This is a genomic window from Bacillus sp. AFS059628, from assembly GCF_002571225.1.
Taxonomy (GTDB): Bacteria; Bacillota; Bacilli; order Bacillales; family Bacillaceae_G; genus Bacillus_A.
Genome location: NZ_NVEC01000013.1, coordinates 1 through 24,219 on the forward strand (window position 1 = coordinate 1; position 24,219 = coordinate 24,219).

Sequence of the window (24,219 nt, forward strand, 5' to 3'; positions counted from 1 at the left end):
CAAAGAACTTGTCTGCCGCTCAGAAGCGACTTTATCAATATAACATTTCGTTACATTTTCGTCAACAACTTTTTTTAATAAGTTGTTTTTCGTTTGTTTTGTTTGTTACCTTTCGTGGCAACGAATATAAATATACCAGTTTGATTATTAAAATGCAATAGTTTTTCTAATAAAATTTTTAACTTAGTATAAAAGTATAAAAACAGCATATTTCTTCTATATAAATATAATTTCTTGCACCATCAAACTTTACTACTCACACTTAAATAAAAAAAGCTTTGGAGAAATCTCCAAAGCTTAGTCTTGTTTATGACGCATAGCAGGGAATAGTAGTACATCACGAATAGATGGTGCATTTGTTAATAGCATAACAAGACGATCAATACCAATTCCTAGTCCACCTGTAGGAGGCATACCGTACTCAAGAGCTTCGATATAATCATCATCCATCATGTGAGCTTCGTCATTACCTTGTTCACGTTCTTTTAATTGCGCTTCAAAGCGTTCTTTTTGATCGATTGGATCATTTAACTCAGTGAACGCATTTGCATGCTCACGTGCAACGATAAATAATTCGAAACGATCTGTGAATCGTGGATCTTCGTCATTCTTTTTCGCAAGTGGCGAAATTTCTACAGGGTGACCGTAAATGAATGTTGGTTGGATTAATTTATCTTCTACTTTTTGTTCGAAGAATTCATTTATAATATGACCAACTTCCATTGTATCCTTAATATCTACATTATGTTCTTTCGCAAGTTCACGCGCTTCTTCTACACTCATCGGATTCCAGAAGTCTGCTCCAGAATGTTCCTTAATTGCATCTACCATATGAAGACGTGTCCATTCTGGTTCTAGATTAATTTCATAATCACCATATTGGATTGTCGTTGTACCTAGTACTTGCTTGGCGATATGAGCAACCATATTTTCTGTTAGTTTCATAATATCTTTATAATCAGCATACGCTTCATATAATTCAATCATCGTAAATTCAGGGTTATGACGAGTTGATACACCCTCATTACGGAATACACGGCCGATTTCATAAACTTTTTCTAACCCACCCACAATAAGGCGTTTTAAATGAAGTTCAATCGCGATACGCATATATAATTCCATATCTAACGCATTATGATGCGTAATGAAAGGACGCGCAGAAGCTCCACCTGCAATTGCATGCATCATAGGTGTTTCCACTTCAAGATAACCGTTGTCATCTAAGTATCTTCTCATTTCACGAATGATCTTACTACGAGTAACGAATGTTTCACGGCTTTCCATACTTGTAATTAAGTCTAAGTAACGTTGACGGTAGCGCTGTTCAACATCTTTTAATCCATGATATTTATCCGGTAATGGACGAAGAGATTTCGTTAATAGCGTAAAGCCAGTTGCTTTCACTGAAAGTTCTCCAACGTTCGTTTTGAACACTTTACCTTCAATACCTACTAAGTCACCTAAATCTGCTGTTTTAAATAATTCGTACTCTTCATCTCCAACAGCATCTTTACGAACATAAATCTGAACTTGTCCATGTAAATCTTGAATATGCGCAAATCCAGCTTTTCCTTTACCGCGCTTTGTCATAATACGACCAGCGATAGAAACAGAGATTTCTTTCTCTTCTAATTCTTCTTTAGAGAACTCTCCATATAAACTTAATAAGTCATTTGTTGCATTTGTACGTTCAAATCGTTTACCGAACGGATCGATTCCTTGCTCACGTAAGTTATGTAGCTTTTCACGACGAACAAGCAATTGGTCGTTTAATTCTTCGTGGTTCATGTTATCCATGGTATTGATATCACTCCAGCTCTATTAATTTTTACAATATATACAGTATAGCATTTTCTACTCAACTAGAAAAACTGCCAGCAACTAACTGGCAGTTCTTCTTTCTTTCACGTAATTATAGGAAGTGTATAGAAGAATGTCAATCTTCCCTATCTATTATTAACCAACGTGAATTGTTTGTTGTTTCGCTTCTACTTCTTCTACAAATGCACCTAATACATTCGCAAGGTCTTCACGCGTATTACAAGCATTTATACCATTACGTACATTTGCATTACCACGAATACCTTTTAAATACCAAGCTGCATGCTTTCTCATCTCTCTTACAGCGACACTTTCGTTCTTTAAATCGATTAGACGATCTAGATGCAACATACATACGTCAATTTTCTCACGTACTGTCGGTTCCGGCATTAATTCACCTGTCTCTAAATACTTTACCGTACGATAAATCATCCAAGGATCTCCAAGGGCAGCACGACCAATCATAACGCCATCTACACCAATTTCATCAATCATGCGTTTTGCATCTTGTGGCGTTGCGACATCACCATTTCCGATAACCGGGATATTTACAGCTTGCTTTACTTGTTTAATAATATCCCAATCCGCTTTCCCCTCATACATTTGCACTCGTGTACGTCCATGAACCGCTACCGCTTGTCCGCCAGCACGTTCAACAGCTTTTGCATTCTCGATTGCGAAAATATGATCCTCATCCCAACCAATACGCATTTTAACTGTAACTGGTTTTTTTACAGCATCTACAACTGCCGCTACCATTTCATATATTTTATTTGGGTCTAACAGCCACTTTGCTCCTGCATCACACTTAACGATTTTCGGTACCGGACACCCCATATTTATATCAATGATGTCTGCTGTCGTATATTGATCTACATATTTCGCAGCATCTACAAGAGTCTCTTTTTCTCCACCAAAAATTTGTAAACTTAATGGCTTTTCTCTCTCATCAATATATAACATATCTAACGTTCTTTTATTGTTCAGTAGTATTGCCTTATCACTTACCATTTCGGCACAAACTAGACCGGCACCAAATTCTTTTACTGTCAAACGGAATGCAGAGTTACACACTCCCGCCATCGGTGCTAATACAACTGGATTTTTCATCTCAATATTTGCGATTTTTAACACTCGATTTACTCCTTCCTTCCTGGTCACTTTGGCATTAACTCATCTATCGAGACCTTTAATGCTTTAGCAACTTCCACTACAAAATCTTGGGAAGGCGATCGATTTCCTCTCTCAACTTCACCTAAAACAGATACAGATACCCCTAATTCTTTTGCAAAACTTTCTTGCGTATAACCTTTTAGCTTTCGAAAAGCACGAATGCGTCTTCCCCATTTTTCTGCTTCCATACCGTTACTCCCTCTCGCCTTTTCATTTCTTCTACTTGTGAACGTGAAATGTTTTGTTTTATATCTTGATTAATCTCTAACAACGGAACGATAACAAAAGCTCTTTCGAACATCCGCGGATGCGGAACAATAAGATTCTCTGTTTCAATATTTTCTTGATTATATAGTAAAATGTCAAGGTCGATAGTCCTCGGACCCCACCTGATTTCCCTTTTTCTTCCTAGGTCATTCTCTACTTTTTGCGTTACTTTCAATAATTCTTGTGGTGATAAATTGGTAGAAATTTTTATAACTAAATTTAAAAAGGAACTTTGGTCAGTATAACCAACTGGTTCCGTTTCATATACAGAAGAAACATCCTCAACTTGGATATACGGATTTTTATTTAGAAACTGAATCGCTTCAGTTAAATACGTATAACGCTCTCCAATATTTGAACCTAATGCAATGTACGCTACATTATTCATGGACGTTCTCTCGTAATTTCCACTGCTACAGCACGATAATGCCCCGGTATCGGCGGATCTGGTTTAATCACCTTTATTGTACATCTTGAAATGCTCTCATATTGTTTCAATATATCTGCAGCGATATTTTCAGCAATGCTCTCTACAAGCTTATACGTTCTATCTTCAACAACTTTCCTACATAATTCAAAAAGCTCTCCATAATTGACAGAATGCTCTAGGTCATCACTTTCTCCGGCCTGCTTCAAATCCAATTCCACCGTTAAGTCCACTTTAAATCTTTGGCCCAATTTATTTTCCTCTGGGAATACACCATGGTAACCGTAAAACTCCATATCATGAATATAAATTTTATCCAATTACTTTCCCCCCTTACCAATCATCGCGTCCATCATCTTAGCCATACGCGCCATTTCCTTCACATCATGAACACGAACAAACTCACAACCTTTTTCAATACCGAGACAAACGGTAGCTCCTGTTCCCTCAAGACGTTCCTCTACCGGTAAATCTAGCACATGCCCAATAAAGGACTTTCTTGAAGTCCCTAAGAGAACCGGGTAACCTAGTACGTTTAACTGTTCTAAATTACGCATCGCTTCTAAATTTTGTTCTGGTGTTTTAGCAAAGCCGATACCTGGGTCTAAAATGATATTCTCATCTCGTACGCCAGCATCTTTAGCAATTTTAATACTGCCATATAAATCAGCAATCATATCAGCAATTAAATTGCGGTAATTCATGTTATCGCGATTGTGCATTAAGATAATAGGTACATCGTAATGAGCTGCAACTTCAGCGATTTTGGGTTCCGCCTTTGCTCCCCAAATATCATTAATAATATGAGCACCAGCTTCGAGTGCTTGTTTTGCAACTTCAGCTTTATACGTGTCGATAGAAATAGGTAATTTCACTTCTCTTGAAACTGCCTGAATCATCGGAACAACTCGCTTTATTTCTTCTTCCACTGATACTTTAGCAAAACCAGGGCGAGTAGACTCACCACCGATATCGATAATATGAGCACCTTTATCTCGCATTTCTTTCGCATGGCGCACCGCAGCTTCTACCTCGTTGTAACTTCCACCATCGGAAAATGAATCTGGCGTTACATTTAAAATCCCCATAATTAAAGTGTTTTCATTTAAGTTCAATGTATATTCGCCGCAGCGCAAATCATAATCCCACTTCAAACTACACATCTCCTCTTCGCAATTCATTTCTGCTCCACAACTTCTCTCTCTGCATTTCATACAGATTCATAAACCTTTTTGTAACCATACCTACTTTACCCGGGAAATCTCGTCCCTCTATACGATTAAGCGGAACAATTTCTTGAACCGAGTTTGTTACGAAGACTTCATCAGCTGAAAGTAATTCATCTTTTGTAAAGAAACCTTCCTTTACTTCTATGCCTAGTTCTTCAGCAACCTTTATAATAAACGCACGAGTGATACCATTTAAAATCCCCGTTTTTAACGAAGGTGTATATAAAATATCACCTTTTACAAAAAAGAGATTCGAAACAATACCCTCTGCAACATAACCTGTTTCAGTAAGGAAAATACCTTCCTTATTCATAACATTTCCTATTTCACGTTTCCCTAAAATGTTATTTAAATAATGGTGAGACTTCAAGCGAGATGCACCCTCTGGTGTATTTCGCACTTGATTTAAGACAACCCCTTCTTTTTCCACTACATCTCCCGGGGCCGCTAAAGGTTTTATAAAAACAATAATAGACGGCTCTTCATACATTTCTGTTTGCAATCCAATTTCATCTATACCCGCCGATACATTAAAACGGACATACGCATTCTCTAATTTATTCTTAATGAGTAAATTCTTCAAAATAAGCATTACTTCATCTTTCGTCATCGACCATTTAATTTGCAACGTATCAAGCGAATCTATTAAACGATCATAATGATCATCCAATAAGAAAGGATGGCCATTATAAATACGAAACGTCTCAAAAACTCCAAGACCATATAAATAACCGTGGTCATACGGTGAAATTCTCGCTTCACTCGCTTCTACATACTGACCGTTTACGTAAATTAACATGACGTCACACTTGGACTGTATTTACGAATGAAATTCTGCAACAACTCTTTTCCGTGGGAAGTCATAATAGATTCCGGATGGAACTGTACACCTTCAATCGGTAATGTTGTATGACGGAGCGCCATAATTTCCCCTTCTTCTGTCCAAGATGTTACCTCTAAGCACTCCGGTAATGTCTCTTTCTTAACAATAAGGGAATGATAGCGCGTCGCAGTAAATGGATTAGGGATATCCGAAAAAATCGTCTTTCCATCATGATGCATAGGTGACGTTTTCCCATGCATTAATCGCTCTGCACGGACAACCTCTCCGCCAAACACTTGCGCAATAGATTGATGCCCAAGACAAACCCCAAAAATCGGAATCTTTCCAGCGAAGTATCGAATAACCTCCATACTAATCCCTGCCTCATTCGGACTACATGGGCCTGGCGAAATCATTAAAAATTCTGGTTTCATATTCTCAATATCTGAAATAGTCACTTCATCGTTACGTTTAACAACAAGCTCTTGTCCAAGTTCTCCAAGAAACTGTACTAAATTAAATGTAAAAGAATCATAATTATCAATCATTAATATCATTTCTCTCACCTAACCGTTTCTTCGCTACGTTCTTTTGCACGCCATAAAGCAATCGCCTTTTTGAGCGACTCTTTATATTCATTTTCCGGATTTGAATCAATTACAATTCCCGCTCCTGCTTGTACATGAGCTTTCCCATCTTTAGCAAGAAGTGTTCTAATTACAATATTCAATTCTGTATCTCCAGAATAACCGATCCAACCAATTGAACCTGTATAAATCCCTCTGCGAACAGGCTCTAATTCTTCAATGATTTCCATCGTACGTATTTTCGGGGCACCAGTAATTGTTCCACCAGGGAATACAGCTTTCACTAAATCGAAAGCATCCTTATCTTCTTCCACCTCACCACGCACATTAGAAACGATATGCATAACATGTGAGTACTTTTCAATTACCATAAATTCATCTACTTCTACAGTGCCATATTTACAAACGCGCCCTAAATCATTTCGTTCTAAATCTACAAGCATAACATGCTCTGCTCGTTCCTTTTCATTCTCAATTAATTCCCTTGCTAATTCTTTATCCTCTTGTTCATTCGCACCGCGGGATCTTGTACCAGCAATTGGTCTTGTACTTACTTCTTGCCCTTGTTTTTTAATTAGCAATTCAGGCGAAGCACTAACAATTTGAAAATCCCCAAGCTCCAAGTATCCCATATATGGAGATGGATTAATTTCACGAAGGCTTGTATAAATTTCTAACGGGTGTGTTTGTAACGTTCTTTCTTGTCTCGTCGACAAGTTTACTTGAAACACATCACCAGCCCCAATATATTCTTGAATACATTCAACCGCCTTCATAAAGCTTTCTTCTGTAAATGCAACTGCTTCACTTTTCTTTTCAGGGCATGCAAACGGTATAGTCACTTCCGGCGCTTCTTTCGCCCAAAGAACCTTCCATTCATTTAATCGCTCTTTTGCCTCTTCATGCTTATCTACATAATGTGTAATAATCCATAATACTTTTTCTTCTTGATCATACACAAACACATCATCAAATAATAAAAAGAATATATCAGGTATATTAATATCATCCTCTGCAAGAGAAGGTAATTTTTCAATATAACGGATGCAATCATAACTAAAGTAGCCAATTGCACCACCTTGAAATGGCGGGTACCCTGGATTATAGTCTGTTTTCCATTGCTCCATATATTCCTGCATTAAATCTAATGGATTTCCTCGCTTTATTGTTTCCTTACCACTTTCACTTATATGTAACGTTTCACCCTTCCCTTGGATTACCGCTACTGGGTTCAACCCCACAATGTTATAACGACCGCCACGTCCACTTTCTAACAAAATATGTTGCGGTTTATCCTTAGAAAGAAATTTATATTGCTTAAAGAAATCTAACTGATATGGAATAGAAAGCGCTAAAGATTTTCTTCGTTGCATATCAACACCCCGTCTTCTTTTATCCCACCTTCTTAAAGTAACCACTTCAAACTATATTCGTTATGTATGCAGAAGGGTTACACTCGAAGGCTAGTGAAAATAAATTAATTATACTACCTCTTATTTTACATGAAGTTTTCTAGTCATTCACTCTTTTCCTATTTCCAATCCAAAAAGAAAAAGCATCCTTTTTCAAGGATGCTTTTTCAATCACATATAATTAAGATTCAAATTGATAAAGTGGTGTACTTAAATAACGTTCACCGTTACTTGGGATAATAACAAGTACCTTTTTCCCTTTACCTAACTTTTTCGCAATTTCTGTTGCTGCATAAATAACTGCTCCAGAAGAGATACCCACTAAAATACCTTCCTCTTTCGCCACTCTTCTTGCATATTCAAATGCTTGTTCTGTTTTTACTTGAACAATTTCATCATATACTTCTACATCCAACGTCTCTGGGATGAATCCCGCCCCAATTCCTTGGATTTTATGTGGACCTGGTTTTCCACCAGATAATACTGGTGAATCCGCAGGTTCTACTGCATAAATTTTAATATCTTTATATGCTTCCTTCAGTACTTCACCAGCACCAGTAATCGTTCCACCTGTACCAATTCCTGCAATAAACGCATCTAATTGGTCGCCCATTTGTTCAACAATTTCTGGACCTGTTGTTAAACGATGAATTTCTGGATTCGATTGGTTTTTGAACTGTTGTGGTATAAAGTAGCCATGCTCTTTTGCTAATTCAGTCGCTTGACGAATTGCTCCACCCATTCCTTCAGGACCTGGAGTTAATACTAATTCAGCACCGTAAGCACGTAATAAATTACGACGTTCAACACTCATTGTTTCTGGCATTACTAAAATTGCCTTATATCCTTTAGCAGCCGCTACCATCGCTAAACCAATTCCTGTGTTACCACTTGTTGGCTCAATGATTGTATCGCCTTCTTTTAATAATCCCCTTTTTTCAGCATCTTCAATCATAGCTAATGCAATACGATCTTTAACACTGCTCCCTGGATTCATAAATTCTAATTTTAAGTATATATCTGCGCTGTCTGATTCTACGATGCGGTTCAACTTAACGATCGGCGTTTTCCCGATTAATTCTGAAACTGATTGTGCCACTCGCATTCCTGTCACTCCTAACACCGAGTATTTTTATTGGTTTTGTCTATATTTAGATTTTGTCAGAAAATTCCCTGTTTGTCAATCTATTTAGAGGGTGAATTCCCTTAATTTCCCTTATTATAAATTCTCAATTAAATTTGTAATATCTTCTTTAGAAAACTTATATCGCTCATTACAGAAATGACAATGAACTTCTGTTTCTTCTTCTTCTTCACGAACTTGCTCTAACTCTGTTTTACCTAAACTAATTAATACACTCTCAATACGTTCGCGTGAGCATGTGCAATTAAATTGAACGTCCATCGTTTCTAATACTTTTACTTTATCTTCTCCAAGAACTGCATACAGTAACTCTTCTGGAGAAAGCCCTTGTTCAATCAATGTTGATACAGGAGGAATCTTCTGCAAACGATCTTCAATGAACGAAATTGTTTCTTCCTGCGCACCCGGCATAATTTGAAGGATAAATCCACCTGCCGCTAATATGCTGTCATCTCCATTTACAAGAACGCCAACACCTACAGAAGAAGGCGTCTGCTCAGAAACTGCAAAGTAATACGTGAAGTCTTCCCCTAATTCTCCTGAAACAATTGGAGATTGACCAATAAACGGCTCACGCATACCAATATCTTTAATTACTGTTACAAATCCTTCAGTACCTACAGCTTGATATACACGTAATTTTCCTTGTTCCGTTCCTTCAAAGTCAACATGTGGATTCGTTACGTAACCACGTACATCCCCATTTGCATGAGCATCTACTAAGATAGGACCAATCGGGCCATTACCTTCTACCTTAATCGTTAGCTTTTGGTCACCTTTTAACATTGCGCCCATCATTGTACCTGCAGTTAAAGAACGACCAAGTGCCGCTGAAGCTGTTCTCCATGTATCATGACGTCTTTGCGCCTCACTTACCGTGTTAGTAGTACGTACACTATACGCACGCACTTCTCCATCAAACGCTAACGCTTTTACTAAATAATCTTTCATACTTATTTATTCACCTTTCTCATGCTGTAAATTTGCATTACGCTCGTATAACATATACAAACCTTTTAATGTTAAGAATGGATCTACAACATCAATTACATTCGATTCTTCTGAAATTAATTTCGCCAATCCACCTGTTGCAATAACTTTTGGTTCTTGTTTAGCTTCCTCTTTCATACGCTTAACAATACCTTCCACTTGTCCAACATAACCATAAAGAATACCAGATTGCATCGCACTTACCGTATTTTTCCCAACAACACTGCTTGGTTTTGTGATTTCAATACGAGGAAGTTTTGCCGCTCTACTGTATAAAGCCTCTGCTGAAATCATAATTCCCGGTGTAATAACGCCACCCATATAATGCTTTTCTTCGTTAATATAACAATATGTAGTAGCCGTACCGAAATCGACAATAATAAGCGGACTTCCATATAAGTGGATTCCAGCTACTGCATTTACAATTCGGTCCGCACCTACTTCACGTGGATTTTCATATTTAATATTTAGCCCAGTTTTTATTCCAGGACCTACTACAAGCGGTTTAATTTTAAAGTACTTTTCACACATGCGCTCTAAAGCAAACATAATTGGTGGTACGACTGAAGACACGATAATACCTTTCACATCTTCAAACGAAAGACCCTCGTGCTCAAGCAACTGCTTTACAAGCATTCCATATTCATCTTCTGTCTTATGACGATCTGTTTCCATGCGCCAATGTTGACGAAGTTCCCCCTCTTCAAACACGCCTAGTACAGCATTTGTGTTCCCTACATCCAATACAAAAATCATATTCTCACCACTTATCTTATTTAATCTATATTTGTGCAGTATGTATAAAACTTATAAAAACATCATATCACACATACTTATATAATCAGCTTTTCTATCCTCATCATTTTACAAAAAGATTACGCTCTATTTCAATTTTTAATACTATATTTATTTAAATTCTTTTTCTACTTCATTTCGTTACACAAATAAAAAAAGGAGTGACCACCGTCACTCCTTCATCTCTTACTTATCTTCTGATTCTTCATCGTCCTTCTTCATATTGATGTTCACTTTCACATCAGCTGAAGATGTTGGACGTTCTGGTAATCTGCCGTAATCACATAAATGATTGATTTGCTCAGCATCTAACGTTTCTACTTCAAGTAACGTTTTTGCAATAAGATCTAGCTTATCACGATTTTCAGTAAGAATGTCTTTTGCACGAGCATAACATTCTTTCATAATTGTTTGCATTTCCACATCGATGTCGTGTGCAATTGCATCACTGTAGTTTTGTTCTGAATGGAAGTCTCTTCCTAAGAACACTTGACCACCTTGCGAACTACCAAATTGCATCGGTCCAAGCTTATCACTCATACCGAATTCCGTAACCATACGTCTTGCGATACCAGTCGCACGTTGGAAGTCGTTATGAGCACCTGTACTCACTTCACCAAATACAATCTCCTCAGCTACTCGACCACCAAGTAAACCAGTGATTTTATCAAGTAACTCTGGCTTTGTCATGAAGTAACGATCTTCTTTCGGAAGCATTACTGCATATCCACCAGCTTGACCACGAGGGACAATTGTTACTTTATGAACGACATCAGCTTCATCAAGAACAACACCAATTACAGTATGGCCCGCTTCATGGAAAGCGACGATATTACGTTCTTTTTCAGAGATAACACGACTTTTCTTAGCCGGACCTGCAATAACACGATCCGTTGCTTCATCAATGTCACTCATATCAATTTTCTTCTTATCTTGACGCGCAGCTACTAACGCAGCTTCGTTTAATAAGTTTTCCAGATCGGCACCAGAGAATCCTGGCGTACGAGTTGCAATTGCTCTTAAGTTAATATTCTCATCAAGTGGTTTATTACGAGCATGTACTTTAAGTACAGCTTCACGGCCATTTACATCTGGACGATCTACTGTAATTTGACGGTCAAAACGACCTGGACGTAATAATGCTGGGTCAAGAATATCAGGACGGTTTGTCGCAGCGATGATAATAATACCTTCATTTGCACCGAATCCATCCATTTCAACAAGTAATTGGTTCAACGTTTGCTCGCGCTCATCATGGCCACCACCAAGACCTGCACCACGCTGACGTCCTACCGCATCAATTTCATCAATGAAAATGATACAAGGAGCATTTTTCTTTGCATTTTCAAATAAATCACGTACACGTGATGCACCGACACCGACAAACATCTCTACGAAGTCAGAACCACTGATAGAGAAGAACGGAACGCCTGCCTCACCTGCAACAGCACGTGCTAATAAAGTTTTACCTGTACCTGGAGGTCCAACTAATAGAACACCCTTTGGAATACGGGCACCAACCTCAGCGAACTTACGAGGATCTTTCAAGAATTCAACTACCTCAACAAGCTCTTGTTTCTCTTCATCCGCCCCAGCAACATCTCTGAAACGAACCTTTTTCTTTTCGTCATTATATAACTTCGCCTTACTTTTCCCGAAGTTCATAACACGGCTACCGCCGCCCTGAGCTTGGTTTAATAAGAAGAAGAATAAAATGAAGATAATAACAAACGGAATGATAGAAGTAAAGAATGTTACCCAAGCACTTGTTTCTTCTGCTGGTTGATACTTAACTTCAGCACCTTGCGCTTTGTCATTAATTTTCTTTTGTAATTCCTCAGTATTTGGTGCATAAGTAACAAATTGTTCTCCTTGGCTAGAGTTGTTAAATTGTCCTTTTACCTCAAACACACCATTTTTCGGTTGAAGTTGCACATTACGAACTTCACCTTTTTCTAGTTTAGTAATGAATTTATCGTAGCTAACTGATGTCGTTTTTTGTGTCGAACCATTAAAATAGCTCACGATTCCAATTACTACTAGGAATATCAGTAAATAAAAGATGGTATTACGGAAGATACGATTCATTCCTAACCTCCTCTCACGGCATAAACACTATAGTAAATCGTAACATAGAAAAACTTTCCTATACAATTGTGACGCCTGTATTTAATTAATTTGAGTAAACGCTTGGTTTTAATACTCCTACATAAGGAAGATTACGGTACTGCTCTTTATAATCTAATCCATACCCTACAACAAATTCATGCGGTACAGTAAATCCAACATAATCCGCTTTCAAATCTACCTTACGGCCTGTTGGTTTATCTAATAACGTAACAATTTTTACAGACTTCGCTTTACGATATTTAAATAGGTCTACTAAGTAGCTTAGCGTAAGACCGCTATCAATAATATCTTCAACGATTAAAATATCGCGACCTTCTACAGAAGTATCAAGGTCTTTTAAAATTTTCACTTCGCCTGTTGAAACAGTTGAGTGACCGTAACTAGATACAGCCATAAAATCCATTTCAAGATATGTATCTGTTCTCTTTAATAAATCTGCCATGAATGGCATTGCACCCTTTAGTACACCAATCGCAAGAGGTACTGTATTTTTATAATCCTCTGCAATAATTGCACCTAACTCGAGCACCTTTTCTTGTATTTGTTCTTCAGAAATTAATACTTTTTCGATATCTTGATTCATCATTTCATTATCCTCCCGGAAGACTCCTTGCTTTTGTAGTGAATAATCATATATTTATCTTTCTTTGTTACCTCTTTCGAGATAGCAAATGCAGATCGCTTCAACAAGGGTATCCAAATAATGTTCCCACTTGCATCACAAACGACCGGCCATTCTTCTCTTTTTTCTCTCGGTACTTTCGCTTCGATAAAAATAGCTTTTATCTTTTTGGTGCCATTCATACCTTGTATTGACATGCGATCTCCATTTTCCCTAGAACGAATACGAAGTGGATATGATATATCATTATACTTAGCAACAAAAATTGTTTCATTCATGTTACTTGGCATATCTTCGCTCACCTCTGTTACAAGCATATCCCCGTTCGATAGCGTAATTGTCCCGGGCACTGATAAATCTTGTAAAAAAGGGGGAATAATTTCTTGTTTAAATCCAAAGCTGCACTCCTCGTATGCGCGAACAATTTTTAAATCACCTGGGAAATCAAGTGAACCCGAAGGTTGTGTCCGCTTAAAAAACTCAATCACTTTGTCAATATGTATAGAGGAAAGAGAAGATGGAATCTTATATTCATAAAGATAGTTTAATATTAGTTGAATCCCTCTTCTTTGTAAAGGCATAGACATGGATTCAAAGGCAGGAATTGATAAGCTAATTTGTTTATCACTTTTTTTTGTAATTACTTTATTCATTTTCTCAAAAGCTAATTCCTGCAAATACGCCTCATCCTCTTGCATCTGCATGCTAAATTTTTGGAACTTCTCATGCACTTGTGGATTTTCTTCTTTCAAATGAGGAAGAACATATTTACGTAATCGATTCCTTGTATATACTTCCTTTTTATTACTTGGATCTATACGAGGAATTATTTTTTGCTTATGACAGTAATCAACAATCTCTTCCTTCGTTACTCCAAGTAACGGCCTAATTAAATACCCATTATGAAAAGGACGCTTCACTGCAATTCCTGCATATCCTTTCGGAGTACTCCCTCGTACAAGGCGCATTAAAATCGTCTCTACTTGATCATCACCATGATGCCCAAGGGCTACATACCTCGCATCATATTTCTTCATTATTCTTTCCAAAAATGCATATCTGCATTCTCTAGCAGCAACTTGTGCATTCATCCCGTATTGCTGTTGATATTGCGACACATTAATCCTTATCGTTTCGCAAATAACTCCCAGTCCTTTACAAAGGTCCTGCACAAACTGTAGGTCCTCATGAGATTCATCACCTCTAAACATATGATCCACATGCGCCACTACAATCTCAAACTGTTTTGCCGCTCTTTTTTCTAACAAATAATATAGAAGAGCCAAAGAGTCAGGACCACCAGAAACCCCTACAACAATTGTTGAGCGTTCCTTTAATACATCATGCTGCTTTACAAAGTCATCTACCTTTTCAACAAATGTATCTTTCAACTTCGTAATCACCTTTCATTAAACAAGAACAGCAACGTTAGTTACCTTGTTTATAATGGTACAACTTTTACAAACATTGTGCAAAAAAAAGATATACAAAAATTACATTTTTATCTTACATCATCCGTACATATTCACAAAAATAATAATATTATCTTTTAAAGCAAAAAAACCTAGGCATCCACCTAGGTTTTTAGAAAGAAATATCACACTTCAAGTTTATTGCGCTTGCATTCCTACAATTGGAATGGTAGCCCACTTCGGCATATTTTTCTTCACCTTCGCTACTACAATAGTCATATCATCATTTATATAACCATCGCCAGAGCGAATCACCTCTTCCATAATGATATCAGCAATTTCTTGCGGATCTTCAGTTTGTAACTCTTTAATTTTCCGCTTCATCCATAACTCATGATTCTCCACATGTTGCGCACCCTCAAAAATCCCATCACTCATCATAATAAGAATATCGCCCGTCTTTAATTGCTCACCCACTACATCAACTTCAACATCCTCAATAATTCCCATTGGTAAATTACTTGCTTCAATTTTCAAAATATTGTTTGCGCGTTTCACAAAACTTGGCGTCGATCCAATCTTTAAAAACTTCGCACTCGCATCCCGCAAATCTACCATAGCTAAGTCTAATGTCGTAAACATCTCTTCTGTTGTTCTTAAAGAAAGAATAGAGTTAATAGATTTAATCGCTATCTCCTCATCAATGCCTGACTGAAGTATTTTTTGTAATAATTTCACTGTTTCTTTACTCTCCATATGAGCTCTTTGCCCATTTCCCATGCCATCACTAATTGCAAGGGCATATTTCCCAACACTTAAATCCATCATTGCATAAGAATCACCCGAAACAAACCCACCGCCTTTCGCAGCTGTGGCCAAGCCGGTATCAAGAGAATACGTTTTTGCTGAACCAAATGATATTAAGCTATGACCGTTCGGGTAAGAAGATTTTTCTTCATGTTTCACAACTATATTTTCCTTTAAGATATCAGAAAGCATTGGTGCAACTAATTTTTCACACTCTCCATGTTCATTAGAGGCAACTGGAATCAACATTTCAATATCAATACTTCCTCTATCTAAACAATAAATATCAACATGCTCTATTTCTACACCAAAATCACGAAATGCTTGCAGAATCTGTTCTTCCTGTACTTGATGATTTTCTCTTTCTCTTTGTATCTCCTTGGCAAAATCCTCCATAACTTTTGATACACCTAATAGTTGCTCCGCTACTATTCTACGATTTTCTTTCATTTGTTTTCGTAATTTTTGTCCCTCATAGAAGTGATCTAATTCACCTGCTACTAAATCCGTCACTTTCTTGCCTCTCACGCAGTGCTTGTCCCATTCACGAACTAACTTCCGATTATGCTGCAGAGTTCCTTCTTCCGTTTCGCTCATTATTTGTTTCATATAATCGTACGTTTTATCGAAATTAACTACCCAGCATTGATCTTTCTTAAAACATGTTTGACATGTTTTTGCAGTAATTGTACTTAAGAACAAATCTGCCTCTGTCTCTTTATCTTCCTCCTCCACATATCCATATACAGAAAAGCTATTAGATAAAGCAGCAAATACATTGGCAAATTGATTGATTTTATTCGCCGTAACATCACGCATTCTTCTTAAATACTGTTGTTGATCTTGCGAATGCTCCTGTGTGCCTGGCATGAATTTAGCAATACGATCCATAACAAGTTTCGGCGTTAATAAGAAGAAAGCAATCGCTACACCAGATTCAATTAAAGTTGTCACAATGTTTGTTTGCTTGTCTACATATAGTGTAATCAAGCTCGTCCCAATTAATAAACCTAAACTAACACCTAATCGCTTCCCTTCTTTTAGCAAACCACCAAGCAACCCAGAAAAAGCAAGCAGACTAAGTTGGGACAAACTGGAGACATTCGCCAAACTTAATATTAATCCAGTGACAACTCCCACTGTAGACCCTGTAGCAGCTCCCGCGATAAATGCAAACACGAGCACTAAGTATCTAGTAAAAATATGTTGAATAGAAGCGTCATATACAAACCAATCTGTTGTACCTGTTAAAACAGATGCTAGTAATATAATTAAACAAACGATTTCTTCCGTCTCTAATGCTTGTTGTTTCCCTTTTCTTTCTACTAAAAGCGGGACACTTTGTAAAAATATCATAGTTAATACGAAGCTAAGCCCTGCCTCAATCGTACTAACGAGTAAATCGTACATGGTAACAGTTTGTTGTGCAAAATATACAACAACTAAATGTGCGGTTAATGCGGAGATAAATACTTGGAATGGTACAAGTCCAACAGTTTTACGTGTAAACCGACTAAAGAAGATATTATAAATGAAGAAAGTAAAGATAGATGCAAAGGTAAAGAATAAATTATCTATCGAAACTGAAAGTGCGCCTCCCATTAGAGCCAAGAACGCGAGCGGCATTTTATCCCGCTTCATAACATAAACAGCAGCAAAAAACGGTAGTGCAAACGGTAAAATGTTTGTTAATATATATGCTCGTCCCAAAAGAAAACCAATAACAACAATAATAAATCCCCATCTAAAGAAAACTTGTTCAAACTTCATTCGCAACTTACTCGTCCACTTTACTCCTCCAAGCTGACCTTCATTCATTGCCAATGCACTTGTATTCATAGTATTCCTTCCTGCTTTAGGCATATTTTTAACACCACCTGCATAGTTTAATTACTGTCATTATAAAAGATAATTATTGGGATTTTTGTCAAAACAACAGTTTTCACTTTTATAATCGTTCGACTTTTTATTCAAAATAACTCTACATATATACACGGTATGTATTTTATTTTTAACATTTTAACCGAACATTCAGAAAATATAGGGTGATTTTGTAGAAGTGTTGTATGTTTTAATTTATTTATTTAACAAAAAAAGATCATGCACATTTGCATGATCTTTTTTAGATGACCCGTACGGGATTCGAACCCGTGTTACCGCCGTGAAAGGGCGGTGTCTTAACCACTTGACCAACGGGCCGTTAAATTAAATATAGCGGCGGAGGGGATCGAACCCCCGACCTCACGGGTATGAACCGTACGCTCTAGCCAGCTGAGCTACACCGCCATGTCGTCTTATTTAACGGACAATTAGTATCTTACCCTAGATATAATTTAAAGTCAACACATCTTAAAATTTTTTTAAAAAAATATATTTTTACATATAAAAAAGCACCCCGAGCAATCGCCCTGGGCACCTCTCTATATACTAAGAATTAAACGGTCTTATTATCCGCGACGTGCGCCACGGCCACCACGTTTAGATTCTGTGTTACGCTTTAAAGAAGTTAAACGATCTTCGCTATCCTTTAAGAAACGTGCCATCTTTTGCTCGAATGTTTCTTTTGGAGCACGGTCGTTACCGCCACCACGGTTATCTCTGTTGAAAGAACGATTACGTTGTGGACGTCCAGAACGTTGTTGATCACCACCGCGTTGGTATTCACCACGTGGACGATCTCCTTCTGTTTTTTCACGCTCTTTTGCTTTTTTAATAGATAAACCGATCTTACCATCTTTTTCAACGTTAATAACTTTTACTTCTACTTGGTCGCCCACTTTTAAGTGATCGTTAATATCTTTCACATAATTATCAGCAACTTCACTAATATGAACAAGACCCGTTAAGCCTTCTGGCAGCTCCACAAAAGCCCCAAAATTTGTAATACCTGTTACTTTACCCTGTAACTTGCTGCCTACCTCGATTGACATAAAAAAAATGCTCCTCCTTAGTGGTTAAAAAGTCAAATTTTACTTTATTATATATAATCCTAAAATATAGTGTCAATAAGACATACTCTACTTAGAAACAGGAAAAATTATCTCCCCTTTTCCAGAGAAGAAATAATCCCTTCTAGCAATCTTTAATACGTACTCTTCATCATTCAACTTTTGAACTTCGTCTTTTAGACTCTTTTCTTTGTTCGTTAATGAATCCAGTTCTTTTTTCATGTCCTTAACTTTTGCTTCTTTTGCTTTAATGGAACTGTTTTGTTGATAAAACGTTACACTAATACTCGCAATAATTGTAAAAGCAAAGACAAGAAAAACCGCTAAACGGCGATAAAGTCGCTTCCTGTTCTCATCCGTTTGTATTATATGCTCTTTAACAGGATTTGGACTCTGTTTTTCGATTGTTCTTTGTCTCAGTTCCCTCATTTCCGAGGTCCCCCTAACTTCTTTTTTATACGCTCCCATAATTGGAAGATATATTCCTTCAATTTTGCTATATATTGCAGGAACCCTACATGTTTCATTATAAAAAGTTTAACACGATTAGGGAGAAGTTTCCATATGAGCGAAGCAATAAATCGAACAGGCCAGAAAAAAACTTTCCATATGAAAAGTAATATCCAAATCACTATTTTCCATAACACATGTCCAATTGAAAGCAGTATACGAAATAAGAATAATATAAATGCAATAAATAGCTGCGCTATAATAATAACAGGTTTTATCATGAGTAGCTTTATAATTTGAACAAAAAAGTGTGTTGTTTGCATAAAAATATAGATGAGAAAATTTAACAGTCTCATGTATATTGCTTTCAATAAGCTTTGATACGCCGCAAAACCACATAATAATGCCAAAAATACATATACACGTAGTTCAGCTTCATTTACAAGAAGCAATACGTAAAAGACAAATAATGCTTGGACAATCCAAAATAGTATATCATGTATAAATACAAGCCAACGTTTGCGTTCTTGCCGCTTTAAAAATCGTTGGTATGTATCTAAAGACGCTCCAATCCAAGCACCCATTCCGATCATTGAGAGCATCGTATACAACTGAATTGTTAGGCTCATTTAAACAACTTACTAAAGAATCCTTTAGTTTTCTCCCCTTGATTCTCATCAATATACAGCATCTCATGAACTTTCCCTTTAATCGATACAACACCTTTTTCTACATCTAAATTTTTCATTTGCAAATTTTGACCACGAATTGTTAAAAAGCCCATTACAGTCTCAAGCAAAAACTCTTCGCTATCAAAACTCTCTACCTGCTTTACACCGGTAATATCAATTACACGCCTGCCACGCATAATAATATCATGCTCTACAGAAACATTTTGTTGATTAGAAGACATAGGTGAGTAACCATTATTCACGTAAATCCCCCCATACATTTATACTAGCTAATAGTAATGTATGAAGGGATAATCGATTTTAGAACAAGCCTTCTTCAGCCTTTACCTTTTCTTCGCTAACTAAACTATACATATTTGCTGCATCTTCTTTTTTAGTCGTTTCTTTCAATTCATTTATTTTTACAGTTACTATTTTTTGACCGAAACGAATTGTTAATTCATCAGCTACTTTCACATCTGAACTCGCTTTTGCCACTTGACCATTAATTGATATTCTTCCTTGATCAGCTACTTCTTTCGCTAATGTTCTTCTTTTAATTAAACGTGATACTTTTAAAAACTTATCTAAACGCATATCAAATCCCCCTATTAACGCTCTGTTTGTTTTGCCTCTTCCCATAAAACATCCAACTGCTCTAATGATAAATCTTGCATCTCTTTATTCATTTCGGCTACCTTTGCTTCCATGTATAAGAAACGACCGACAAATTTCTCATTTGTTGAACGTAACGCTTCTTCTGGATCTATTTTATAATGACGAGCTATATTAACAAACGCAAATAGTAAATCGCCGAATTCACTTAACATCTTCGCCTCATCCATGTTTGTAACTTCTTGTTGGAACTCGTGCCATTCTTCTAAGGCTTTCTCTATCATCGGTTGCACATCAACCCAATCGAAACCAACCTTGCCAGCTTTTTTCTGGATTTCATACGCACGTAGTAACTGCGGCAAACTTTTTGGAACTCCATTTAAAACGGATTCTTTCACAAATCCTTTTTCTTGTTTTTTAATTTCTTCCCAATTGGCAAGTACTTCATCGGCACTATTTACATCTGTATTCCCAAATACATGCGGATGACGACGAACCATTTTCTCAGATAAAGTTCGAATAATATCATCTATAGAGAACCAACCTTCATCTTCTCCGATTTGAGCATGCAGCATAACTTGTAGTAATACATCACCTAGTTCCTCTACTAAGTGATCGTCATCCTCTTCATCAATTGCTTCCAATACTTCATAAGCTTCCTCAATTAAATACTTCTTTAAAGATTGATGCGTTTGCTTTTTATCCCATGGACAACCATTTGGGCCACGAAGGTCTGCAATAATTTCTCGAAGTACATCAAACTGTTGATACAAGGACGCTCGTTCCTGAACTGGTGGTACATATACGCTCGTTAAGTTATTCAATTCCGTTTCATGATCTAACATGTACAACGGCACCTTTTTCACTTGTTCAAATGAAGTCCCTGCAGCTGTTACGATATACACTTCATAATCATCTGGCAGCATCTCCATTAATGTTAATTTCACATCTGATGCAACGAATGCGTCATATACTTGGCAAAAGATTAAGTGTTGACGTAATTCTAATTGTCCTCTTTCAAATGATGTAGCGTCAATTAATTGGAACCCTTCAATCGGATCAATCTTAAGACTTGCAAACATAGGATCAAGGAAACTTTGTCCACCTTCAATTCGCACTTCAATATTCGCTACTTCACTTTTTTCCAACAGTAGCTGAACCGTTCTTTCCGCTACAAGCGGATGCCCTGGAACAGCATAGATGATTTCTGCACCTTCAGCTTGTTTTAGCAATGTATTCGCAATTGTTTCATATACAATTTCAAATGTATCATGTGCTTCATATACATTGTCAAAAGCAGTATATTGTATACCTTCTTTCTCCAACTCTTCTATAACGGGATGTTCCTTCGTTCTAACAAACATGTGATCCGCTTCTTTTATTTTTCGATATACACCCATCGTTAACTGATCTAATTCACCAGCACCTAATCCTAAAATAGTAATGATTCCACTCACAACCTGCCACCTCTATCCACTCTTCTTCAATGAACCTTCTTTTGTCTCTTTTTTCATAACGGTTCCTATTTCCACTTTTGTAAATACACGTAATTTTAAAATTAAAAACATATATGCTAATCCACCGATAGCTACACCTAATAATGCCTCAAGTGTCGCAATTCCTCTATGTTCCGTATCAATTACTAATCCAGACATTTGCAATATACGCATAAAGACTATTAATACAAATCCCATACCGATACCACTAATAACTACACCTAACATATTCCGTTTGTCGATAAGCGATTCAGATACAGCTCGCATAAGTAATACACTATTTAGTACAGAGATTACAATTAACGCAACTAGCGTTGCAATTGCAGCTCCCTTCACACCAAAATACGGCATTAATATATAATTTAAAGCTAACTTTAAACAACCCCCAAATATAACGAATATTGCTGGTTTTAGTGTTTGTCCTAACCCTTGCAAAATAGAAGCGGTTGTAATTGACAATGAACTAAATAAAATAGATAAAGATAAAATGGATAAAACATCTGACCCATCACTATTTTCAAACAACATAATATTTGTAGGCTGAATAATACAAGTTAATCCAATGGCCGCTGCAAATCCAATAACAAATGTTATTTTCATTGCTAACTTTACCTTTTCTTGAATAAAGGTAAGATCTCCTCTTTCCTTCGCTGCTGTTATAATTGGAATAAGCGACAACGAGAAAGAAGTTGTTACGACAGTACCTAATTGCATAAGCGGGATACTTCTGTCATAAACACCTTTTAACACCTTTGCACTTTCAGCTTGCTCTCCTGCCCCAATAAGTAAAGAATAGAAAGAAATAGAATCAGCCATTTGTATAAAAATAAGCACTAAGTTACTAACACAAATGGCCAATCCTTGCCAAAACAGGATTTTAATGATCTTCTTTTTCCCTCTAATTCTCTTTACGCTTTTGAAGAATATAGAATGAAAATCATGACGCATATAAAGTACCAGTACGATAATCCCAATCAGTCCACCTGCGATTGAACCTAACATAGCACCTGCACCAACTGTATATAAATCAAATCCGTGAGCAATTAGGAATAGAGATAAAAATACAATAATAGAAACACGAATTGTTTGTTCTATTACTTGTGAAACAGCTGTTGGCATCATATTATTGAACCCCTGAAAATATCCTCTTGCTACAGATAAAAACGGCATCAATATGAATGAAAAGGAAATAACACGTAATAGCTTATCTAAGTGTATATCACCCATAGCTGTTGCAATTGCCTCGGCACCAAAGAACAGTGTAAAAAACCCTATGAAACCAATCCCTAATAAAAACCAAAAAGATACACAGATAATTTCCTCTGCTTCTTGCTTTTTCCCTCGTTCTAATCGTTCCGCAACCATTTTTGAAATTATAATGGGGAACCCATAAGTAGCTAAAATTAAACAAAATCCATAAAACGGATAAATTTGTTGATAAATATAAAAACCAACGTCACCCGCTATATTTTGATATGGAATACGGTAAAAGGCGCTTAATACCTTTGTAACAAAACTTGCGATTGTTAATATAATAGCCCCTCGCCAAAAGGCTTGATACTTCTTCGATTCCATACAAGAAAACTCCTTTTTCTATTCTCACCCCTCGTATTATATCATAAAGAAAAGGACAAGCTTCCTTACCTACACGAGTAACCATACGTTCGTGCAACGCTAGAAATGTTCAACGAAAAAAGGTAGCAAAGCGCTACCTTCATTCAATATACATATCTCCAAATAATTGATCTCTCAAGAAGAAATATCATAATTAGGAAAGATTGCTACTTCTAAAATTATACATCCTTACTGTTCCATTTGTTTCGCTAAGAAACTTGCAGCAGTATTAACTGCTTTATGCTCAATCTCGCTTATAATAGCTTCTTTTGAAAAAATAATGACAGCTCCAATTGGGTCTCCATTTGCAACAATTGGTCCAACTGTATAAGAGTGAACCTTTTCTGTTACGCCATCAATAATGGAAATATCACTTTCGTCCGTCATAATAACAGACTTTCTTTCTTCCATCGTTTTTTCAATTAGATCGCCAACGCTTTTATTTAAGTATTCTTTTTTTGATACACCTGATACTGCGATAATAGAATCTCGATCACATACAAGCACATTATGTCCTAAGCTATCATATAAAGCCTCTGCATATTCTTTTGCAAAATCACCTAGTTCGCTAATTGGTGAGTATTTCTTTAAAATTACTTCCCCATCGCGATCTACAAATATTTCTAGTGGGTCCCCTTCTCGAATACGTAAAGTTCTACGAATTTCCTTCGGGATTACTACCCTACCTAAATCATCAATTCGACGTACGATTCCAGTTGCTTTCATTCTAATGCTGCCTCACTTTCTACTGATGATCAAAGTGGTGAATTTACCTGTTCATGTAAA

24 protein-coding genes and 2 tRNA genes are annotated in these 24,219 nt (G+C 36.8%); all 26 read right to left on the bottom strand.

Going from position 1 to position 24,219, the window contains the following annotated elements; translation table 11 throughout:
* Positions 1-297: 297 nt before the first annotated feature.
* Positions 298-1,797, bottom strand: coding sequence for a lysine--tRNA ligase (lysS, locus tag COL05_RS06405; protein ID WP_048526409.1), 1,500 nt, complete (start codon positions 1,795-1,797; stop codon positions 298-300).
* A gap of 159 nt (positions 1,798-1,956) precedes the next feature.
* The gene (gene dusB, locus COL05_RS06410) at positions 1,957-2,955 is read right to left on the bottom strand and encodes a tRNA dihydrouridine synthase DusB (RefSeq protein WP_098254734.1); all 999 of its coding nucleotides are present in this window, start codon (positions 2,953-2,955) and stop codon (positions 1,957-1,959) included.
* A gap of 23 nt (positions 2,956-2,978) precedes the next feature.
* A complete protein-coding gene (locus COL05_RS06415; RefSeq protein WP_098667997.1) occupies positions 2,979-3,182 on the bottom strand; it encodes a helix-turn-helix domain-containing protein in 204 nt (67 codons plus the stop codon).
* Entirely contained in the window at positions 3,134-3,649 is a 516-nt protein-coding gene (gene folK, locus COL05_RS06420; RefSeq protein WP_098667998.1) for a 2-amino-4-hydroxy-6-hydroxymethyldihydropteridine diphosphokinase, read from the bottom strand. The genes COL05_RS06415 and folK overlap by 49 nt, the downstream gene beginning before the upstream one ends.
* A complete protein-coding gene (folB, locus tag COL05_RS06425) occupies positions 3,646-4,008 on the bottom strand; it encodes a dihydroneopterin aldolase (RefSeq protein ID WP_048526406.1) in 363 nt (120 codons plus the stop codon). Before folB ends, folK begins: the two co-directional genes overlap by 4 nt.
* The gene (gene folP / locus COL05_RS06430) at positions 4,009-4,869 is read right to left on the bottom strand and encodes a dihydropteroate synthase (RefSeq protein WP_142337376.1); all 861 of its coding nucleotides are present in this window, start codon (positions 4,867-4,869) and stop codon (positions 4,009-4,011) included.
* Entirely contained in the window at positions 4,844-5,716 is an 873-nt protein-coding gene (gene pabC / locus COL05_RS06435; RefSeq protein WP_098668000.1) for an aminodeoxychorismate lyase, read from the bottom strand. Before pabC ends, folP begins: the two co-directional genes overlap by 26 nt.
* Positions 5,710-6,297 (bottom strand): aminodeoxychorismate/anthranilate synthase component II, encoded by a 588-nt coding sequence (gene pabA, locus COL05_RS06440; protein WP_087959054.1) that lies wholly within the window; start codon positions 6,295-6,297, stop codon positions 5,710-5,712. The genes pabC and pabA overlap by 7 nt, the downstream gene beginning before the upstream one ends.
* Before the next feature lie 5 nt (positions 6,298-6,302).
* Positions 6,303-7,700 carry an aminodeoxychorismate synthase component I gene (pabB, locus tag COL05_RS06445; protein WP_098668001.1) on the bottom strand — a complete coding sequence of 466 codons (1,398 nt, stop codon included), beginning with the start codon at positions 7,698-7,700 and terminating at the stop codon, positions 6,303-6,305.
* 220 nt (positions 7,701-7,920) lie between these two features.
* Positions 7,921-8,844, bottom strand: a complete 924-nt coding sequence (gene cysK / locus COL05_RS06450; protein ID WP_098668002.1) for a cysteine synthase A — start codon at positions 8,842-8,844, stop codon at positions 7,921-7,923.
* A 114-nt stretch (positions 8,845-8,958) separates the two neighbouring features.
* Positions 8,959-9,834, bottom strand: coding sequence for a redox-regulated molecular chaperone HslO (gene hslO / locus COL05_RS06455; RefSeq protein ID WP_087931145.1), 876 nt, complete (start codon positions 9,832-9,834; stop codon positions 8,959-8,961).
* Positions 9,835-9,840: 6 nt separating this feature from the next.
* Positions 9,841-10,629, bottom strand: a complete 789-nt coding sequence (locus COL05_RS06460) for a type III pantothenate kinase (protein WP_000578367.1) — start codon at positions 10,627-10,629, stop codon at positions 9,841-9,843.
* A 225-nt stretch (positions 10,630-10,854) separates the two neighbouring features.
* Positions 10,855-12,756 carry an ATP-dependent zinc metalloprotease FtsH gene (gene ftsH / locus COL05_RS06465; RefSeq protein WP_001079658.1) on the bottom strand — a complete coding sequence of 634 codons (1,902 nt, stop codon included), beginning with the start codon at positions 12,754-12,756 and terminating at the stop codon, positions 10,855-10,857.
* A gap of 85 nt (positions 12,757-12,841) precedes the next feature.
* Positions 12,842-13,384, bottom strand: coding sequence for a hypoxanthine phosphoribosyltransferase (gene hpt, locus COL05_RS06470; protein ID WP_000981838.1), 543 nt, complete (start codon positions 13,382-13,384; stop codon positions 12,842-12,844).
* Complete coding sequence (tilS, locus tag COL05_RS06475; protein ID WP_098668003.1) at positions 13,381-14,811, bottom strand: tRNA lysidine(34) synthetase TilS; 1,431 nt, start codon at positions 14,809-14,811, stop codon at positions 13,381-13,383. Before tilS ends, hpt begins: the two co-directional genes overlap by 4 nt.
* A gap of 219 nt (positions 14,812-15,030) precedes the next feature.
* Positions 15,031-17,502 carry a stage II sporulation protein E gene (spoIIE, locus tag COL05_RS06480; protein ID WP_001123533.1) on the bottom strand — a complete coding sequence of 824 codons (2,472 nt, stop codon included), beginning with the start codon at positions 17,500-17,502 and terminating at the stop codon, positions 15,031-15,033.
* Positions 17,503-17,766: 264 nt separating this feature from the next.
* Positions 17,767-17,838, bottom strand: a tRNA-Glu gene (locus tag COL05_RS06485).
* A gap of 13 nt (positions 17,839-17,851) precedes the next feature.
* Positions 17,852-17,925 (bottom strand) — tRNA-Met (locus COL05_RS06490).
* Between the two features lie 161 nt (positions 17,926-18,086).
* Positions 18,087-18,569 carry a S1 domain-containing RNA-binding protein gene (locus tag COL05_RS06495; protein WP_000021452.1) on the bottom strand — a complete coding sequence of 161 codons (483 nt, stop codon included), beginning with the start codon at positions 18,567-18,569 and terminating at the stop codon, positions 18,087-18,089.
* A gap of 87 nt (positions 18,570-18,656) precedes the next feature.
* Positions 18,657-19,016, bottom strand: coding sequence for a cell division protein DivIC (divIC, locus tag COL05_RS06500; RefSeq protein ID WP_001208736.1), 360 nt, complete (start codon positions 19,014-19,016; stop codon positions 18,657-18,659).
* Entirely contained in the window at positions 19,013-19,666 is a 654-nt protein-coding gene (gene yabQ, locus COL05_RS06505; protein ID WP_098668004.1) for a spore cortex biosynthesis protein YabQ, read from the bottom strand. The genes divIC and yabQ overlap by 4 nt, the downstream gene beginning before the upstream one ends.
* Positions 19,663-19,971: a sporulation protein YabP gene (gene yabP / locus COL05_RS06510; protein ID WP_001059101.1), complete on the bottom strand. Its 309-nt coding sequence runs from the start codon at positions 19,969-19,971 to the stop codon at positions 19,663-19,665. The genes yabQ and yabP overlap by 4 nt, the downstream gene beginning before the upstream one ends.
* Before the next feature lie 58 nt (positions 19,972-20,029).
* Positions 20,030-20,305 carry an RNA-binding S4 domain-containing protein gene (locus COL05_RS06515; RefSeq protein ID WP_098668005.1) on the bottom strand — a complete coding sequence of 92 codons (276 nt, stop codon included), beginning with the start codon at positions 20,303-20,305 and terminating at the stop codon, positions 20,030-20,032.
* Positions 20,306-20,319: 14 nt separating this feature from the next.
* Positions 20,320-21,780 carry a bifunctional methyltransferase/pyrophosphohydrolase YabN gene (yabN, locus tag COL05_RS06520; protein ID WP_098668006.1) on the bottom strand — a complete coding sequence of 487 codons (1,461 nt, stop codon included), beginning with the start codon at positions 21,778-21,780 and terminating at the stop codon, positions 20,320-20,322.
* Between the two features lie 12 nt (positions 21,781-21,792).
* Positions 21,793-23,394 carry a putative polysaccharide biosynthesis protein gene (locus COL05_RS06525; RefSeq protein ID WP_098668007.1) on the bottom strand — a complete coding sequence of 534 codons (1,602 nt, stop codon included), beginning with the start codon at positions 23,392-23,394 and terminating at the stop codon, positions 21,793-21,795.
* 228 nt (positions 23,395-23,622) lie between these two features.
* Positions 23,623-24,159, bottom strand: a complete 537-nt coding sequence (gene spoVT / locus COL05_RS06530; RefSeq protein ID WP_000648306.1) for a stage V sporulation protein T — start codon at positions 24,157-24,159, stop codon at positions 23,623-23,625.
* Between the last annotated feature and the right edge of the window lie 60 nt (positions 24,160-24,219).

Coding starts and splice junctions, on each gene's coding strand:
- COL05_RS06460 (WP_000578367.1), bottom strand. CDS start 10,629: ATGATTTTTGTATTGGATGTAGGGAACACAAATGCTGTACTAGGCGTG.
- pabA (WP_087959054.1), bottom strand. CDS start 6,297: ATGATATTAATGATTGATAATTATGATTCTTTTACATTTAATTTAGTA.
- hpt (WP_000981838.1), bottom strand. CDS start 13,384: ATGATGAATCAAGATATCGAAAAAGTATTAATTTCTGAAGAACAAATA.
- divIC (WP_001208736.1), bottom strand. CDS start 19,016: ATGAGGGAACTGAGACAAAGAACAATCGAAAAACAGAGTCCAAATCCT.
- COL05_RS06495 (WP_000021452.1), bottom strand. CDS start 18,569: ATGTCAATCGAGGTAGGCAGCAAGTTACAGGGTAAAGTAACAGGTATT.
- pabC (WP_098668000.1), bottom strand. CDS start 5,716: ATGTTAATTTACGTAAACGGTCAGTATGTAGAAGCGAGTGAAGCGAGA.
- COL05_RS06515 (WP_098668005.1), bottom strand. CDS start 20,305: ATGCGTTTAGATAAGTTTTTAAAAGTATCACGTTTAATTAAAAGAAGA.
- folK (WP_098667998.1), bottom strand. CDS start 3,649: ATGAATAATGTAGCGTACATTGCATTAGGTTCAAATATTGGAGAGCGT.
- spoVT (WP_000648306.1), bottom strand. CDS start 24,159: ATGAAAGCAACTGGAATCGTACGTCGAATTGATGATTTAGGTAGGGTA.
- yabQ (WP_098668004.1), bottom strand. CDS start 19,666: ATGAGCCTAACAATTCAGTTGTATACGATGCTCTCAATGATCGGAATG.
- COL05_RS06525 (WP_098668007.1), bottom strand. CDS start 23,394: ATGGAATCGAAGAAGTATCAAGCCTTTTGGCGAGGGGCTATTATATTA.
- hslO (WP_087931145.1), bottom strand. CDS start 9,834: ATGAAAGATTATTTAGTAAAAGCGTTAGCGTTTGATGGAGAAGTGCGT.
- COL05_RS06415 (WP_098667997.1), bottom strand. CDS start 3,182: ATGGAAGCAGAAAAATGGGGAAGACGCATTCGTGCTTTTCGAAAGCTA.
- cysK (WP_098668002.1), bottom strand. CDS start 8,844: ATGCGAGTGGCACAATCAGTTTCAGAATTAATCGGGAAAACGCCGATC.
- spoIIE (WP_001123533.1), bottom strand. CDS start 17,502: ATGCCTAAAGCAGGAAGGAATACTATGAATACAAGTGCATTGGCAATG.
- pabB (WP_098668001.1), bottom strand. CDS start 7,700: ATGCAACGAAGAAAATCTTTAGCGCTTTCTATTCCATATCAGTTAGAT.
- ftsH (WP_001079658.1), bottom strand. CDS start 12,756: ATGAATCGTATCTTCCGTAATACCATCTTTTATTTACTGATATTCCTA.
- lysS (WP_048526409.1), bottom strand. CDS start 1,797: ATGGATAACATGAACCACGAAGAATTAAACGACCAATTGCTTGTTCGT.
- folP (WP_142337376.1), bottom strand. CDS start 4,869: ATGAATTGCGAAGAGGAGATGTGTAGTTTGAAGTGGGATTATGATTTG.